This window comes from Actinomycetota bacterium (genome assembly GCA_041658625.1).
GTDB lineage: Bacteria > Actinomycetota > JAHEXW01 > JAHEXW01 > JAHEXW01 > JBAZZW01.
The window spans coordinates 569157-586277 of the sequence record JBAZZW010000002.1 but is presented as its reverse complement, the minus strand read 5'-3'; the positions used below and the strand labels follow the sequence as shown (position 1 = coordinate 586277).

The window sequence follows — 17121 nt, the reverse complement described above, 5'->3', positions numbered from 1 at the left end:
ATGGCCGATACCGACGAGATTACGATCGGCGAGATACAGATCGCCGGCAGCGCGCTGGAGAGAATGGTCAGGGAGAGCATTGGGCGCGTTAGCGGCGTCTCCCAGATTAAATCCATAACAATCACCCCCAAGAACGACGCGCTGACATTCGATATCAACTTAGTCGTCCACCATAATACGGTCTACCCCGAAGTTGCCGAGGTGGCCCAAAAAGCTGTCTCAAACGATGTAAACTGCATGACCGGGGCAAAAGTCGAGGAAGTCAATATCATGATCGAACGCCTCGACTTTAGCGGGGAATAGATTTTGAACCGCCGGCATCGGGCGCGCGAGATAATCATCGAAGTCTTATACCGGCTGGAAATCGAAGGCTGTGAACCGGCGGTGGCGCTGGAACGTTATAACGATGTTTTGGCGGGCAAGGACATCCGCCCTTTTGTCGAACGGATAATCAACGGCGTTATGAGGGAGAAACCGAAACTCGACGCGACCATAGACAAATACGCGGATAGATGGTCTTTGAACAGAATGCCTATCCTCGACCGGAACATCTTGAGGATGAGCATATACGAATTGGAGAACGAAGACGACGTGCCGGCGAGCGTAACCATTAACGAGGCGGTTGAGCTGGCGAACGCGTACAGCACGGACGATTCCGGCCGTTTCGTCAACGGCATTTTAGGCCATATCGTAAAGGATACGGAGGTCGGCGCGAAATGAAAGCCAAGGACGAGCGCGAAGACATCATGCAAGAACTGCGACAGAAGTTGGCCATATTGGAGGCCGGCGAAATCGGCGACGACGAAGCGCTCGAACTGATCGACGAGTGCATCAGACTTGCCGGGGAGTGCGCTTAAATTTTAATGCCCCGATACCCGGATGATATACGCGAGCTGGTTGAGGAAGCGCTGGAAACCTTCTTTCCGCCGGCCGATACCTACCCTGAGATAATCTATCGCGCTATGCGCTACAGCCTTTTTGCCGGAGGCAAAAGATTCCGGCCCATACTCACCATCCTGGCAGCCGAAGCCTGCGGCGCCGAGGGCGAGTCGGTCATGCCAACCGCTTGCGCGATCGAGTATATCCACACATACTCGCTCATTCATGACGACCTACCGGCTATCGATAACGATGACTTAAGAAGGGGTCTGCCTACATGCCATCGGAAATTCAGCGAGGACATCGCGATTCTGGCCGGAGATGCCCTGTTCGCCGAGGCGTTTGCCCTTGTAAGCAGGTTGCAGAAGGCATCTGAACAGCGTAGTATTATAAAGACAATCAACGAGCTGGCCGAAGCGGCCGGACCGGGAGGCATGGTCGGCGGACAGTTTGTCGACATGGAGTCGACCGGGCGGCACGTAGATCTGGATACCGTTCTATATATCCACACCCACAAAACCGGCCGGCTGATCCGGGCCTCGGTTAGGGCGGGAGCCATACTGGCCGGAGCTGGAGACAAAGACCTCAATGCGCTGACCGAATACGGGAACCACTTAGGTCTGGCTTTTCAGATTACAGACGATATTTTAGACGAGACCGGGAGCGTTGAGGAATTAGGAAAAAGGCCGGGTCAGGATCGAGCCAAACATAAGGCGACGTATCCGGCCGTAGCGGGTCTTGACGCGGCCAGGCAAAAGGCCGCCGAGGAGGCTAAAGCCGCCGTGGCCGCCGTGGAAGATATTGACTTGGAAACAGGGCCGCTCAGAAATCTAGCCGCTTTTGTGGTAGAAAGAACAGGTTGATCTTAAGATGGCCGACACACAACTTTTGGATAAGGTAAAATCCCCCGCCGACATTAAGGACCTATCAGCTGAAGAGCTGGATGTCCTGGCCGGTGAGATTCGAACCAAGATGATCGAGGACGTATCCAAGACCGGCGGGCATCTCGCGCCGAGTTTAGGCGTCGTCGAACTTACCTTAGCCCTCCACTACGTTTTCGACAGTCCGAAAGACAAGATCATCTGGGACGTGGGACACCAGTGTTACGTCCATAAAATGATCACTGGACGGAATGACGCGTTCGACAACCTCCGCCAGTTCGGGGGGATAAGCGGATTTCCGAAACGGGCCGAAAGCGAGCACGATATCGTCGACACCGGGCATAGTTCGACGTCCATCAGTTTCGCCGTCGGCTTGGCCGAAGCGATGCGCCAACGCGGCGTGGAAGGGAAGGCCATCGCGGTTATCGGCGATGGTTCGATTCAAGCGGGCTTGGCTTACGAGGCGCTGAATCACGCCGGCCATATCAAAAGCAACGTCCTGGTAGTCTTGAACGACAACGAGATGTCTATATCCCCGAGCGTCGGCGCTTTCGCCAGCTATTTGGGCAGGATACGGCTGGATCGCCGCTATCGTCGCGCTGAAGAGGGTTTTGAGGACGATTTGAAGAAGATCCCGCGTGTCGGCGAGAAAGTCTACGAGTTCGGGAAGCATGTTAAGAGCAGCATTAAGCAGATGGTTGTGCCTAGTATGATTTTTGAAGAACTCGGGTTCACCTATGTCGGCCCCATCGACGGACACAATATCGAACTCCTGGCTAAGAACCTTAGGCTGGCCAAGGAATTAAATACGCCGGTCTTGCTGCACGTAGTCACCAAGAAAGGCAAGGGCTACCCACCGGCCGAGAATTTTCCCGACAAGTTTCACGGGACTACTCCTTTCGATATCGCCACCGGAGAGCCCATCAAGGGCAAGTCGACTCCGCCGTCATACACCAAGGTTTTCGGCGAGGCCTTAGTCGAGCTGGCGCGCGAGGACGACAGCATAGTCGCCATAACGGCGGCTATGAAGAGTGGTACCGGCTTGGACAAATTTGCTGACGAGTTTCCTGACCGATTCTATGATGTAGGTATTGCCGAACAGCATGCGGTCGCTTTCGCCTCGGCGCTGGCGCTGGGCGGGCTGAAACCGGTGGCCGCCATCTATTCCACCTTCTTACAGCGCGCTTATGATCAAGTGATTCACGATGTCTGTCTTCAAGGCCAACCCGTTGTCTTGGCTGTAGACCGCGCGGGCGTGGTCGGCGAGGACGGGCCGACGCATCACGGCGTGTTCGACTTAACTTATCTGGCAGTCGTGCCGGGCATGACCGTTATGGCGCCAAAGGATGAAAACGAACTAAGGCGGATGCTCAAAACGGCTTTCGAGCTGTCCGGCCCGGTGGCCATCCGCTATCCGAGGCGCAACGGTATCGGCGTCGATATTTCCGGGCCGATCGTGCCGTTGGAGCCGGGAAGGGCTCAAATCGAAAAAGAAGGCGATGATGTCTCCATAGTCGCCATAGGCACTATGGTCGAAGCGGCGAAACGCGCCGCGGAGTTGTTAGACAAACGCGGTATTTCGGCGAGCATTATCAACGCCAGATTCGCCAAACCTATTGACGAAGACTTGATCGCCGCGACCGCCACCCGCCATAAGTTGCTGGTAACTATCGAGGAAAACGCTTTAAGCGGGGGTTTCGGAGAAAGCGTTCTAGGCGCGCTGGCTAAGCGCGGTATTGAAGTCGACGCGTTGACGCTGGGCCTGCCCGATGGTTTTATCGAACACGGCGCGATCGACAAACTCCTGGATAAACTGGGCTTAAGCCCGAAGAAAATAGCCGACGCCATCGAGGAGCGTTTTATCCACGCGCAGACGCCCCGCGCCGCGGTTGCTTCAGGCGGCAACGGCCGGCTCATGAAAGGTATCCGCAAAGTCTTTTTGTCCAGGATAAACGGAGTGAATGACTAAGATGAGGCTGGATGCCCTGCTGGTCGAGCGGGGCATCTTTGAGAGCAGGGAGAAAGCGCGCCGGGCCATCATGGCCGGGCGGGTTAGAATCGAAAACAATATCGCCGATAAGCCCGGAGCCGCTACGGATAACCGGGCTTCTGTTTATGTCGAGCCTGATAACGCGTATGTGTCGCGAGGCGCGGACAAACTAAACAGGGCGCTGGATGTTTTCGACCTTGAGGTTAAGGGACGCGTCGCTCTGGACGCCGGCGCCTCAACGGGAGGCTTCACCGAAGTCCTGCTTGAGCGCGGGGCTGCCAGCGTCATGGCCGTAGACGTCGGTTACGGCCAGCTGGCCTGGAAGCTCAGGCAAGACCCGCGCGTGCTGGTTCTGGAAAGGACCAACGTCCGTCACCTTACATCCGAAGACCTGCCCGCCAAAGCCGAGGTTATAACGGCCGATCTGTCGTTCATATCTTTGGTTACGGTCGCGGAGGCTTTGGTTAGTCTAAGCGAGCCAGACGCGGATTTTATTTTTCTAATAAAACCCCAGTTCGAAGCCGGTAAAGGCAAGGTCGGCAAAGGCGGTATAATAAGGGAGGCTTCCCGGCACGAAGAGATACTCGCGGACGTGATTTCGCGTTTGAACGGCCGCGGATTAAGGCTTATGGGATTGACCTATTCGCCCGTGACCGGGGCCGAGGGGAACATAGAATTCTTGGCCTGGATGAAGCAAAGTAGCGGAGAGCGGAGAGCGGAGAGCAAAGAGCTGGAAATCGAGACTCGTATCAAAAAGGTTGTTGATGAGGCGCATGAGGCGCTGGAGAAGAAGTAAATGCTAACAGACCTGCGCATAAAAAACTTCGCGTTGATTGACGAAGCGCATATAAAGTTCGAGGCCGGCCTGAACATAATGACCGGAGAGACCGGCGCGGGCAAGACCATCGTCCTTGAGGCGATGAATCTGCTTCTGGGAAAAAGGGCCGACCCCGTTTTGATCGGGGCTGCGGGTGACGAGGCTGAAGTAGAGGCGTTGATTAACGTAAACGGCAAGGAGACGGTCCTGGCGCGGTCCGTGACCGCCGCCGGCAAGAACAAGTGCTTTATAAACAGGCAGTTGGCCAACGTCGGCATGCTCGCCGAAATAGCCGACGGACTGGTCGATTTTCATGGGCAACACGAACACCAGGCGCTTTTGAAGGTCTCCACGCACCTGAACTATTTAGACGGTTTTGGCGGGGAAGAGCTGTTAGGCGTGAGAGCCAATTACGAAGAGGCTTACGCGGAGTTCTCCGGGATTGAAGACGAGCTGAACGCGATATCGGCGGCCGAGCGCAGTCGTTTGAGCCAGCTGGACCTGATGCGTTTCCAGGTGGAAGAGATCGAGCGGACAGCGCCTGAACTGGGCGAGGACGAGACGCTGGAGAAGGAGTTGCTGATTCAAAGAAGCGCCGGGACACTGGCTAAAGCAGTCTCCGGAGCCATTGAAGCCTTAAGGGGCGAGGATGAAACGGCGGGAGGAGTCGACGCTTTAAACACGGCGGCCAGGGAAATCCAACCGGTCGCCCAGATCGAGGAGAACCTAAAAAACCAAGCCGAGAAGCTGGAAAGCCTGGCCATTGAGGCCGACGAGATCGCGCGGGATTTATACGGTTATCGCGCCGGCATCCAGTACGACGCGGCCAGGTTAAACGAAGCGGAGGCCCGGCTCGAGTACATCAAAATACTAAAGAAGAAATACGGCGACACGATAGAGGCAGTACTTAAATACAAAGATAAGGCTAAAGCAGAGCTTGAGAAAATAGAAGATAGCAGCGCCCGGATGGACGAGCTAAACGCGCGCCGGCGCGAGCTGGAAGCGTCCCTGTACGCTCTATCCGAGGACATGACCGCCAAAAGGCGGCAAGCGGCTGGCGTCCTGGAAAAACGGGTAGAGGCGGAGCTGGCCGAATTAAACCTCAAAGGGTGCAGGTTCAAGGTGGGCTTCGGGGAGACTTTGGATTTGACCCCAGCCGGCAAAGACAGAATCGAGTTTCTGTTAAGCCCGAACGTGGGGCAAGGTCTGAAACCGCTCGCCAAGGTGGCCTCCGGCGGCGAGGTCTCACGTATCATGCTGGCGCTCAAGATCGCTTTCATCCAAGCGGACCCTGTGCCGATTCTGATTTTTGACGAGATCGACTCAGGCATCGGCGGGGAAACCGCCGCGGCGGTCGGCGCCAAATTAAAACAGCTTTCCGCGAATCACCAAGTAATCTGTATTACCCATCTACCGCAAATCGCCGCCTACGGGGGGACGCATTTATTTGTCTCAAAATCCGTGAGGGACGGCGCGACCTATACTTCAGTCAAGGTTCTTAGCGAGGAAGGCCGGGTAAACGAGCTGGCCAGGATGCTGACCGGAGGAGAAGCTACAGCAGAGACGTCAAAACAGCATGCGCGAGAACTCTTAACCGCCGCGCGCGCGAAAACCGCGCGCCAAGAAAGCGAATGAACCCCGTCAGAGAACACTTCCGGATCTGGTCGTTGTATTGGGCACTAGGCGCGGTCGTCGTGCTTGCGCTGGTTGCCGGAGCCTGGACGGTGACCAGAGTCGCCCGTTCCGCCTGGGCCGCCAAAGCGGTCAAATCGGCCATGACGATCAAGCCGGCCTCAGACACCATAGAAACGGCCACCGACACCGCTAAAAAGCGGACATCAAAACTGATTCTACCGTTCGCGACCGTGCCGGAACTCGGGCTGACGTTATACCTATATGCCCCGTATAAGAACATTCGGGGCATCGGGTACCATGAATCAAGCCATTTGCGGGCTTATTCCCTGACGCCGATCGGGCAGTGTCTTATAAACGACAACGGCTCGGACGTAGACGTGTCGCTCGATAGTAAGGCTCAACTTCCGACGTATTATATAATGGAGACTCGCGGCGAATATGCGTACGGCACGACCGTGGCCGACATCGCCATGGACCCGGGCACACCGGTTTTGGCCCCGGTCAGCGGGACGGTCATAAAAATCGAATCGAAAGTCATCTACGAAGAATTCGAGGACCTGCAAGTGGAAGTGGTGCCGGACGGATTGCCAAACGTCCGGGTGGCGTTCTTGCATATAGATCAAATCAAGGTCAAACCGGGCGATAAGGTGAAGCAGGGGAAAACCGTTATGGGGATTCCTCGTGACTGGCGCCCGTATTTTGCCTCGGAGCTTGACGATTACGTGAAACCTCCGACGCCGCACGTTCACGTACAAGTGAACACGCCGGAACCGGGGCAATAGCCGAGAGCAAAGAGCGGAGAGCAGAGAGTAATGAAGTACAAGGGGACGGCGAAATTAGATAAGAAAACCAAGAACCTGGTGAAGCGTCTCAAGCCGGGGGATATCGCTTTTATCGATCATGAGGACATCGATCGCGTCACAGCCGAAAGTCTGGTCGACAGCCGTGTCGACGTCGTTGTGAACGCGGCCAAGAGTATCAGCGGCCGTTATCCGAACCTGGGCCCGTTAATCCTGACCGACGCCGGGATATACCTTCTGGACAACGTCGGCAAGGAAGCTATGTCGCAAATCAAGGAGGGCGACATAGTCCAAATAAGCAAGGACACGGTCGTCCTGAACCATAAAGCGGTCTGCCGGGGCGTTATCCTGACCAGAGCCAAAGTCGAGGAAGCGATGGAGGCAGCCCAGGCCAATATGGGCAACGAGCTTGAGAAGTTTGCCCAAAACACTTTGGAATTCATCGAGAAGGAAAAACATTTTTTCGAAGGCGTTTTGGTGCCCGAGACAAAGGTTGGTTTTCGGGGCCGCCACGCTTTGGTCGTCGCCCGCGGCTATGATTACAAAGAGGACTTAAAAACGCTTAAGGCGTATATAGGTGAATTCAAACCGGTGCTTATCGGCGTAGACGGCGGAGCCGACGCGCTGCTGGACGCGAATTATACCCCGGATGTCGTAATCGGCGACATGGACAGCGTCACCGAGAAAGCGCTGCGGAGCGCCAAAGAACTTGTCGTGCACGCATATCCGGACGGAAGAGCGCCGGGCGTCAAGCGTCTTGAGACGCTGGGTTTGACTCACCTGGTTTTTAAGAGTCCGGGCACCAGCGAAGACATAGCTATGCTGTTGGCCTACGAGCAGGGGGCCGAACTGATCGTGGCGGTCGGCAGCCACGCCAATATGGTTGAGTTCCTGGACAAAGGTCGAAAGGGGATGGCCAGTACGTTCCTGGTCCGGTTGCGGATCGGGCCGGCGCTGGTCGACGCCAAGGGCGTCAACAAGTTGTATCGGGCGACGGTAAAGCCGTCCTATCTGTTGGTGGTTATCCTGGCGGCTGTCTTCACGCTATTGTTGATAGTTCAGAGTTCGCCGCCGCTGCGTGATTTCACAAGGCTCATAATATTGAAAATAAGATTGCTTTTGGGGATCTAGGAGGACATAATGTTCGATTTCAAATACCATATCGTATCGCTGGTGGCCGTTTTTCTGGCCCTGGGCATAGGCGTCGTCATGGGCTCAATGAGCGCCGAGCGCGGCGTCGTCAGCGAGCAGGAGCGTGCTTTGATCGCCACCATGGAAAAGGATTTCGAGAAACTCCGCTCGTCGAATGCCGAATTAAACAGTCAGCTGGCGGTAGCGACGAGATTTCAGGAAGGGGCCATCGCGCTTCTTACCGAAGGCAAACTGGCTCAACAAAATGTTGCAGTCATCGTAACGGGTGATGTCGACGCTACGACGTTGAAGAACCTAAAGGCTTCTTTGGAACAGGCCGGCGCGACGCAGCAATCGGTGACCACTTTCTCCGGCAAGCTTGGTTTGGACAACAAGAACACGGCGGAGAAGGTTGCCGCCATCGTCGGCGGTAACCCCCAAGGCCAGGCCGCGACGCGGAATAAGGCGCTGGAGGAAACAGCCCGCTGGATTGCCGACGGACTGAACCCGAAGGGGATTAACGATCTTGTCGATGCGGGCTTTATGCAGACCAGCGGCACCTTCGATAAGACCGTGCAAGCGGTTATCGTCATCGGCGGCTCGCAAAACGGCGGCAAGAATCTGCCTCCGGAACAACTGGACGAGCAAATTATCAAAACGTTAAAGCAATTGCCGGTTACCCTGGCCGGCGTCGAGACGTCGAATGTCAAAACCTCATATATGAAGACGTATCAGGGGTTAAACATAAACACGGTTGACAATATAGATAAAGCGTCAGGCCAGATAGCTGTCGTTTACATCCTGGCCGGACAAGCAGGCGATTTCGGCGAGAAGGCGACCGCCGACACGCTGATGCCGGAACCGACCAAAAACCAGTAGTGAAAACCGTTGCCCTCGTACCCGCTTACAATGAGGCGGACCGGATCGGCGCCACGGTTCAAGCTCTGCGCGCCGTCCCCGGCATAAATAATGTTATCGTGGTCGACGACGCTTCAACGGACGACACCGCGAACGCTGCCGAAACGGCCGGGGCCGACGTCGTCCGGTTGAGCCGCAATCTGGGAAAAGGCGGCGCCGTCAACAAAGCGCTAAGCGGCGGCGTACCCTTCGACGTGATCTTGTTGATAGACGGTGATACCGGAAAAACCGCGTCCGAGGCCGGCAAACTGCTTGACCCCATTCTCAGCGGACAGACGGACATGACCGTGGCCGTGCTGCCTAAGAAAGAGGGCACCGGCGGCTTCGGACTGGCGCTCGGGTTGGCCAGGCGGGTCATAAAGAGCAAGACGGGATCCGAGGCGGAAGCGCCTCTTAGCGGACAGCGGGCTTTGAATGAAAAGGCTTTCAAGGCGGCGTATCCATTCGCCCAGGGTTACGGCCTGGAGACGGCTATGACCGTCGATGTTTTACGGTCGGGCTTAAAAGTAAAGGAAGTGCCGGCGGCCTTCGCGCATAGCTATACTTATCGCAACGTCCGGGGCTTCATACATCGCGGCCGGCAGTTTCTTGCCATCCTCAAGGTCGCCCTGAGGGGGAGAAAATAGATGTTTTGGCCGACAAAAGAGAACTACAAAGGCCGCCTTATTCCGACAAGTCTAGGCGTGGTCTTCATTCCGGGGATTCTTTTATTCATACCATTATTGATAAACCTGTCAGACCTTGGATGGTCCGGAATAACAAACTTCGAGAACATAGATAACCGGATGTGGGTGGCTTATTACGGATTGGTGGTCTTCGTCTGTCTGTTGGGGCTGCTTGACGACGTAATCGGAGGCGGCCAGGCTAGGGGCTTCAAGGGCCATATAGCAGCACTGTTTAAAGGACGCGTCACGACCGGTTTGATAAAAGCCGTGGGCGGCGGCTTGGCCGGTCTGGCGGTCGGCTGGTGGGTGCCAACCCAGCCAACTCTGCCCGAGGTTATATTGAACGGCCTTGTCGTCGCCTTGGCAATAAACGTTTTCAACTTGTTGGACCTGCGTCCTGGACGTGCTTTTAAAGGGTACTTCACCTCTTTATTGCCCTTGGCGGGCTGGGGCATTTACGCGTCAAAGACTGTTATCTGGCCGTTTTCTATGCCGCTCGTCGCCATAGCTGCCGGGTTGTTCGCCGGAGACCTGCGTGAAAGGTATATGCTTGGCGACGCCGGATCGAACGTACTTGGCGCCTCTATAGGTTTCATTCTGATGGTGATGGCTGGGCCTTTGCTCAAGATCGCGCTGGCGGTTCTTCTGGTCGCCCTAAACCTAGCTAGCGAACGCTGGTCTTTCTCCAAAGTGATCGAGGCGACGCCTTTTCTGAAACGCCTCGACGAAGCCGGCCGCCGAATATAAGACGCATCTCTTGTTAAAGCGATCCACCATGCACGATTTTAGCTGAATTATGTTTCTGTCCTACAGGGCACGAGTTTAGTTGGTAAAGTAAGTAGCGTCTTAGTTCTTGCGGCTGCAAACCGCAGCCCCAAGATGACTGTTCGCATGACGCGAGCCCAGGATGACGCAATAAATGTCTACATTTAAGAGCTAATTATGGCTATAATGTAAAAAACCGTTTGTGGCCTTAATGGGGTCAGAAGGGTGATTGATGACCAAATTCATATTTGTAACCGGAGGCGTGGCGTCATCATTAGGCAAAGGTATCACCGCTGCCTCACTTGGGTGTCTCCTGAAAGCCCGCGGCCTGAAAGTAGTAATTCAAAAAATCGATCCCTACCTTAACATCGACCCAGGCACCATGAATCCTTTCCAGCACGGAGAGGTATTTGTTACCGACGACGGGGCGGAAACCGATCTCGACCTCGGCCACTACGAGCGGTTCATCGACGAGAATCTAACCCAGAATCATAACGTGACCGCGGGTCAGGTTTACTGGACTGTCCTGAACAAAGAACGTCGCGGGGATTTTCTGGGCGGCACCGTTCAGGTCATACCGCACATAACCAACGAGATTAAAGAACGGATCATCGCCGCGGCGCAAGACAAAAGCGTCGACGTCGTCATCACCGAAATCGGCGGGACCGTCGGCGACATCGAGGGCCTGCCGTTTCTGGAAGCGGCCCGCCAGCTTAAGAAGGACCTGGGACGAGAAAACGTCCTTTACATTCACGTCAGCTTGGTTCCCTTTATCGAGACGGCCGGCGAGCTTAAGACTAAACTTACCCAACACAGCGTAAAGGAACTTCGCGGTTTGGGTATCCAGCCTCACATAATCGTGTGCCGGTCCGACAGGGAGCTGACGCCCGAAGTTAAGCAGAAGATCGCGCTCCTTTGCGATATCGATATCGAGGCCGTGATCAGCGCGGTCGACACCGAAAGTATCTATCATGTCCCGCTGGCCCTGTTTGAGGAAGGGATGGACGATATCGTGGTCAACCGGCTGGGTATCGTGGCCACCGGCGTCGATTTGACGAATTGGAACCAGCTGGTGAGCAAGATTCAACGGATCGAAGCGTCGGACAATCGGCTAACAATCGGCCTGGTCGGTAAGTATGTTCAGCTAACGGACGCCTATATGAGCGTCTTGGAAGCTCTCAAGCACGCCGGATTCGCGCACGACTGTAAAATCGACGTTGCCTGGATCGACGCGGACGAACTAGCTTCGGACATTGCCGAAGAGAAGCTGTCGACCGTGGACGGGATAGTCGTTCCGGGCGGCTTCGGCATCCGGGGAATCGAGGGTAAGATTCAGGCGGCCAGGTTCGCCAGGGAACATAATCTGCCGTACCTCGGCCTTTGTCTGGGGCTTCAGGTCGCGGTGGTCGAGTTCGCCCGGCACGTAGCGGGGTTAAAAGGCGCGAACAGCACGGAATTCGAACCCGAAACGCCCTACCCGGTAATCGACCTTATGGAGGAACAACAGGATGTTGAGGCGATGGGCGGCACGATGCGCCTGGGCCTCTACGCATGTGATATAAAACCCGGGACCAAGGCAGCCGCGGCTTACGGCAAAAAACGCATTCAAGAAAGACATCGCCACCGCTATGAGGTGAATAATAAATATCGCGACAAACTTAGCGAGGGCGGCCTTATCTTTTCCGGGATTAATCCCGACCAGGACCTGGTTGAAATAATCGAGCTGAAAGACCACCCGTTCTTTATGGCCAGTCAATTCCACCCCGAGTTTAAATCACGTCCGACCCGACCCCATCCGTTGTTCCGCGACTTTATCGGCGCCGCCAAGGCGAGAAAAACGCTTAAGACAAGCTAAATGAAAATCAACAAGGTTAAACTGACCGTCGCAGCCTCGGCTGTTGTCCTCTTCTCCGTTTTCTTCTATACGGGTTACCAGTTCGGCTTAAAGCAAGCCGAGACAACCTTCCCTGAGCCTGAAGAGGTTTGGGCTAAGGAAGAAAGCGCCCGTATAGACGTCGGTATCTCTCCGGACGTCGTCAGGTTGCCAGACGCCAGTTGGCGAATGTATTACGCCGTCGAGGAAGGGATAGTAAGCGCCATTTCTCAGGATGGATTGAAGTGGAGCAAAGAAGAGGGCGTCAGGATAAATCCCAATAAGAAAAGCAAGGACCAAAGGTTGGTCGACAATCCCGCGATAATTAAACTGAAAGAAGGCGGCTACAGAATGCTTTACGAAGGCAGCGACGCCACCCAGAAAAACTTTGCCATCTTCAGCGCCGTGAGCACGGACGGATCGACCTGGAAGAAGGAAAAGGGCGTCCGGCTGCAGGATACCAACCGTTTTGACCAGAAGATCGCCGCGACGCCCGACGTCGTAAAGCCGCGAGGCAGCAGCTGGTACATGTATTACTCGGACGGTGACACGATCAAACTGGCGGTTTCCGATGACGAAGGCGAGAGTTGGCGCAAACGGACGCTAAGCGGTCTTCCAAACGCCTGCCTGGACCCCAGCGTCATCGTCATGTCTGATGGCGTGTTCAGGATGTATTTTGTAAAATCGGAATCGGAAGAGAAGCTGACCGGCGCGGTCATCATAAGCGCGCGCAGCACCAACGGATATGATTGGGAAGTGGAAAAGGGCGCTCGGGTATCCGCGGACAAAGGAGCCATCATGGTGTTGGATCCGGACGTGGTCCTGGTCAGCCTGGGCAAGATGCGGATGTACTATACTCAGCTGGATAAGGGCTTGTTGACGGGCAAGGGAGCGAACGCGCCCAAGCTGTCAATCCGGAGCGCCAACCTGGAGTTGAGATAATGGCCTCTTACCGCAAAGCGACAGTGAAGAATATCCTCGCGGACGAAAAAGGCATAATCAGACTTGTCGTGGAGACGTCAGGCGAGGAGGCTAAAGCTATCGCCTATCCCGATCTTACCGGACCGGTCGCCGCCGGCGACGAGGTTATCATAAATACAACCGCCGGCGAACTTGCCCTGGGGAGCGGCGGTTGGCATTTCGTAGTGTGGAACCTAAAGCATGGCGACCTGGACCTGCCTGCCGACGGGCATATCATGAAGCTCCGTTACTCGCCCCTTCAGTTAAACGTCCTGGCGGCTGAGGAACAAACCGCCGGCAACATGGATAAGCTGCGCGATTTCAAAGACCTTTTTGGTATGCCGGTAATAGTCGGTACGCTCCACAGCCAGCTCGGCCCGGCAGCCGCGGTTTTCAAGAAACAGGCGGGCATGAATAAAAAACTCGCCTATATAATGACTGACCGCGCGGCTCTGCCGATGGCTTTGAGCGAACAGGTTCGGCATCTGAAACGGAAAGAACTGATCGATATTACGGTCACAACGGGACAAGCCTTCGGCGGCGACCTGGAGGCCGTAAACGTCTTCAGCGGCCTGGCGGCCGCCAAGGCGATAGGCGGAGCGGAGGCGGCCATTGTGACGATGGGCGTCGGCGTGGCGGGCACAGAGACCTTTTTGGGTTTTTCAGGGATAGAACAGGGCGAGATAGTCAATGCGGTGGCCGCGATGCGCGGCCGGCCGATCGCTATTCCGCGCCTCAACTTTGCCGATAAAAGAGCCCGCCATCAAGGGCTTAGCGATCAAACGGTGGCCGCGTTAGGGCTGGCGGCGCTGGTAACCTGCGATGTCCCGATTCCCAGGATGGACACTTCCAAACACGAAGCGGTCATGATGAAAATGAATATGTCGGGGCTGGCCGCTAAACACAGGATTGCCATAATTGCGGGCGACAATACCGAGGAAGCGTTGGACATGTTCGACCTGAAGCCATCGACCATGAAGCGAGGGTTTAAAGAAGAGCCTGAATTTTTCCGGGCGGCCGGCGCCGCGGGATATGTCGCTGCGAAGATGATCAAAAGAGCTAAGAGCTAAGACCAGAGAGCGGAGAGTATACTTTGAACGATTATGAGGTTATTGGGTCTAAATCGGTATTCAACGGGGAAGTTCTTAAAGTAAGGGTCGACGAGGTAAGGATGCCGTCAGGCAAAATCGTCGAGCGCGAGGTGATTACGCACGGCGGCGCGGTCGGAATCATCCCCGTGACAGATGACAATAAGATTATCCTGGTCGAGCAGTACCGTCACGCCGTCGACAAGATGCTGTTGGAGATACCGGCCGGCAAACTCGACCCGGGTGAAACTCCTGAGGATTGCGCCCGGCGCGAGCTTATCGAAGAAACCGGTCAAGCCCCTGGCCGCCTGATCCCGATATCGTCGTTTTTCACCTCTCCGGGCTACAGCAACGAGATTTTCCATCTCTATGCCGCCGAGGATCTGTCTGTTGAAGTAGCGGACGAACCGGAGGAAGAAATCGTCGGTACGGTAGATGTCACCGTGGCCGAAGCGATTAAAATGATCGACGATGGCAGAATAGAGGACGGCAAGACAATAGCCGCCATCGGGATGATCAAGATTTATCTGGAGGCCGGCGGAAGTGGACGGGAGAAATAAAGAATTGCCGGTCCCGCCGGAGCTGGCCGCCCAAGCCGGAGAGTACCTTAATTTTCTTTCGGTGGAGAAAGGTCTGGCCAAGAATACGGCCTCAGCGTATGCCCTTGATTTGAATAACTTCATGCGCTGGTTGGGGCGCGCGGGCATAACCGATTTCTCGGACGTGACTAAGACGCATATCCTGGACTACTCCCGGGAACTAGCCGACGGAGCGTTTACGGCCGAAGGGACTCCGTTAAACGCCGCGTCGGTCGGAAGGGCTCACGCGGCTATCCGAGGCTTATTCAAGTTCCTGGTCAGAGAGGGTTATCAAACAAACGATCCGATGGCAACGGTGGCTAACGTTAAAAAAAGCCAACGTCTGCCAAGGGTTTTATCAATAGAGGACGTGGCCAAGCTGCTTGACGGAGACTTTCCGGAAACGCCACGGGGCTGGCGAGATAAGGCCATCCTGGAGCTTATGTACGCGAGCGGCTTACGCGTTTCCGAGGCGGCGGGCTTGACAATGGGCGACCTGGACTCGGAAGAGGGGTTCGTGAGGGTATTCGGCAAAGGTTCAAAAGAACGTCTGGTTCCGGTCGGCGGAACGGCGGTCAGAGCGGTGCAGAAATACCTGATGAGCGGCCGTCCAAAACTCGTCGGAAAGACTCGCGACGATCATCTGTTTCTGAACAGACAAGGGCGCGGCTTGAGCCGCCAGACAATGTGGAAGACGATAAAGAATCAGGGAGGCAAAGCCGGGTTTCCGGAGTTGACGCCACATACGCTGCGACACAGTTTCGCTACGCATCTGCTTAAAGGAGGCGCCGACCTGCGCGCGGTTCAGGAGATGTTAGGCCACGCCTCGATCTCGACGACGCAGGTCTATACGCACGTGGCCAAGGATCACCTGAAAGAGGAATACATGAGCACGCATCCAAGAGCAAACATCAAGGGAAGAAGGGAATAGGGGAATGGGGGAAGAAAAGACTCCTATTTCACGAGTAATAATCCTGGTTTTCGATAGTCTCGGCGTCGGCGCTTTGCCCGACGCGGCGGCATACGGAGACGTCGGCGCCAATACGATCGCCAACATAGCCGCGGCCGTCGGGGGCTTAAGGCTGCCGGCGCTGACAAAGCTTGGTTTCGGCTTAATCACCGATATCAAAGGAGTCCCGCCGGTCAAGGCACCTTTGGGTTGTTTCGGGAAAATGGCCGAACGGTCTCACGGCAAGGACACGACGGTCGGCCTTTGGGAGATGATGGGCTTGGTTACGGAGAATCCGTTTCCAGTTTTTCCGGCCGGATTCCCAGCTGAAGTCGTGGCCGAGTTCGAACGCCGCATCGGTTGTCCCGTTTTGGGAAACAAAGCGGCCAGCGGCACCGAAATCATCGAAGAACTGGGCGCGGAGCATATGGCGACCGGCTCTCCGATCGTCTATACATCGGCCGACAGCGTCTGGCAGATTGCGGCTCACGAAGACGTCGTTCCTGTGCCGCGGTTATATGAGATGTGCCTTACGGCACGGAACATTCTAACAGGATCGTTGGGCGTCGACCGGGTCATCGCGAGGCCGTTTAAGGGCAAGCAAGGGCATTTCGTCAGGACGGAAAGGCGCAAGGATTTTGGTTTGGCCCCGACGGAGAAAATGGTTTTGGACTATGCCAAGGAAGCAGGCGTCAAGGTGTGGTCGGTCGGCAAGGTCTGGGACGTTTTTAGCGGACGCGGGATCACTGAGGCGGTTAAGACCAAGAACAACGCCGACGCGTTTACTCAAACCGGTTTATTGTTGAAGGAGGGGGAGCCGGGGATAGTGTTCACCATACTCGGAGAATTCGACACGGTCTGGGGCCACCGCAACGACGTAGAGGGGTATGCTAAAGGTTTACTTGAGGCGGATAGTATGCTGGAAACACTGCTGGGCGAGATGAGACAAACAGACGTCTTAATAATAACCGCAGATCACGGCTGCGACCCGACAATGCCTGGCACAGATCATACGCGTGAATATGTACCTTTGATGGTCTATGGAAAAGGCATAAGAAGGGGCGTATCCTTGGGAGAAAGGTCGAGTTTCTCAGATGTCGGCAAGACGATTTCAGACCTGATGGGGTTCAAGGTGCCCGTAGCGGGAAATAGTTTCTACAATGATATTAGATATATAGAACAAGAGGCGTAA

At 55.4% G+C, this 17121-nt stretch carries 18 protein-coding genes; all 18 read left to right on the top strand.

The features are described from left to right. The 18 genes from WC891_07865 to WC891_07780 all read left to right on the top strand — a co-directional run bounded on the left by WC891_07865 (position 1) and on the right by WC891_07780 (position 17121). Positions 1–303, top strand: a complete 303-nt coding sequence (locus tag WC891_07865) for an Asp23/Gls24 family envelope stress response protein (protein MFA5867857.1) — start codon at positions 1–3, stop codon at positions 301–303. Between the two features lie 3 nt (positions 304–306). After that, positions 307–720: a transcription antitermination factor NusB gene (gene nusB / locus WC891_07860; protein MFA5867856.1), complete on the top strand. Its 414-nt coding sequence runs from the start codon at positions 307–309 to the stop codon at positions 718–720. Next, positions 717–857: a hypothetical protein gene (locus tag WC891_07855; protein ID MFA5867855.1), complete on the top strand. Its 141-nt coding sequence runs from the start codon at positions 717–719 to the stop codon at positions 855–857. Before nusB ends, WC891_07855 begins: the two co-directional genes overlap by 4 nt. Positions 858–863: 6 nt before the next feature. Continuing rightward, positions 864–1742: a polyprenyl synthetase family protein gene (locus WC891_07850; GenBank protein MFA5867854.1), complete on the top strand. Its 879-nt coding sequence runs from the start codon at positions 864–866 to the stop codon at positions 1740–1742. A 7-nt stretch (positions 1743–1749) separates the two neighbouring features. Beyond that, positions 1750–3729, top strand: coding sequence for a 1-deoxy-D-xylulose-5-phosphate synthase (dxs, locus tag WC891_07845; GenBank protein ID MFA5867853.1), 1980 nt, complete (start codon positions 1750–1752; stop codon positions 3727–3729). Then, complete coding sequence (locus WC891_07840; GenBank protein MFA5867852.1) at positions 3722–4546, top strand: TlyA family RNA methyltransferase; 825 nt, start codon at positions 3722–3724, stop codon at positions 4544–4546. Before dxs ends, WC891_07840 begins: the two co-directional genes overlap by 8 nt. Further along, complete coding sequence (gene recN / locus WC891_07835; protein MFA5867851.1) at positions 4547–6202, top strand: DNA repair protein RecN; 1656 nt, start codon at positions 4547–4549, stop codon at positions 6200–6202. Continuing rightward, entirely contained in the window at positions 6199–6984 is a 786-nt protein-coding gene (locus tag WC891_07830) for a M23 family metallopeptidase (protein MFA5867850.1), read from the top strand. The genes recN and WC891_07830 overlap by 4 nt, the downstream gene beginning before the upstream one ends. 30 nt (positions 6985–7014) lie before the next feature. Continuing rightward, a complete protein-coding gene (gene steA, locus WC891_07825; protein ID MFA5867849.1) occupies positions 7015–8133 on the top strand; it encodes a putative cytokinetic ring protein SteA in 1119 nt (372 codons plus the stop codon). Positions 8134–8142: 9 nt separating this feature from the next. Continuing rightward, on the top strand, positions 8143–9012 hold the full coding sequence (locus WC891_07820) for a copper transporter (protein ID MFA5867848.1): 870 nt from the start codon (positions 8143–8145) through the stop codon (positions 9010–9012). Next, positions 9012–9677 carry a glycosyltransferase family 2 protein gene (locus tag WC891_07815; GenBank protein MFA5867847.1) on the top strand — a complete coding sequence of 222 codons (666 nt, stop codon included), beginning with the start codon at positions 9012–9014 and terminating at the stop codon, positions 9675–9677. The genes WC891_07820 and WC891_07815 overlap by 1 nt, the downstream gene beginning before the upstream one ends. After that, positions 9678–10463: a hypothetical protein gene (locus tag WC891_07810; protein ID MFA5867846.1), complete on the top strand. Its 786-nt coding sequence runs from the start codon at positions 9678–9680 to the stop codon at positions 10461–10463. Positions 10464–10713: 250 nt separating this feature from the next. Next, positions 10714–12336: a CTP synthase gene (locus tag WC891_07805; GenBank protein ID MFA5867845.1), complete on the top strand. Its 1623-nt coding sequence runs from the start codon at positions 10714–10716 to the stop codon at positions 12334–12336. Next, positions 12337–13296, top strand: coding sequence for a hypothetical protein (locus WC891_07800; protein MFA5867844.1), 960 nt, complete (start codon positions 12337–12339; stop codon positions 13294–13296). Further along, entirely contained in the window at positions 13296–14384 is a 1089-nt protein-coding gene (locus WC891_07795) for a DUF3866 family protein (GenBank protein MFA5867843.1), read from the top strand. Before WC891_07800 ends, WC891_07795 begins: the two co-directional genes overlap by 1 nt. A gap of 23 nt (positions 14385–14407) precedes the next feature. Further along, entirely contained in the window at positions 14408–14962 is a 555-nt protein-coding gene (locus WC891_07790; protein MFA5867842.1) for an NUDIX hydrolase, read from the top strand. Next, positions 14946–15911, top strand: a complete 966-nt coding sequence (xerD, locus tag WC891_07785; GenBank protein MFA5867841.1) for a site-specific tyrosine recombinase XerD — start codon at positions 14946–14948, stop codon at positions 15909–15911. The genes WC891_07790 and xerD overlap by 17 nt, the downstream gene beginning before the upstream one ends. A 4-nt stretch (positions 15912–15915) precedes the next feature. Continuing rightward, on the top strand, positions 15916–17121 hold the full coding sequence (locus tag WC891_07780) for a phosphopentomutase (protein MFA5867840.1): 1206 nt from the start codon (positions 15916–15918) through the stop codon (positions 17119–17121).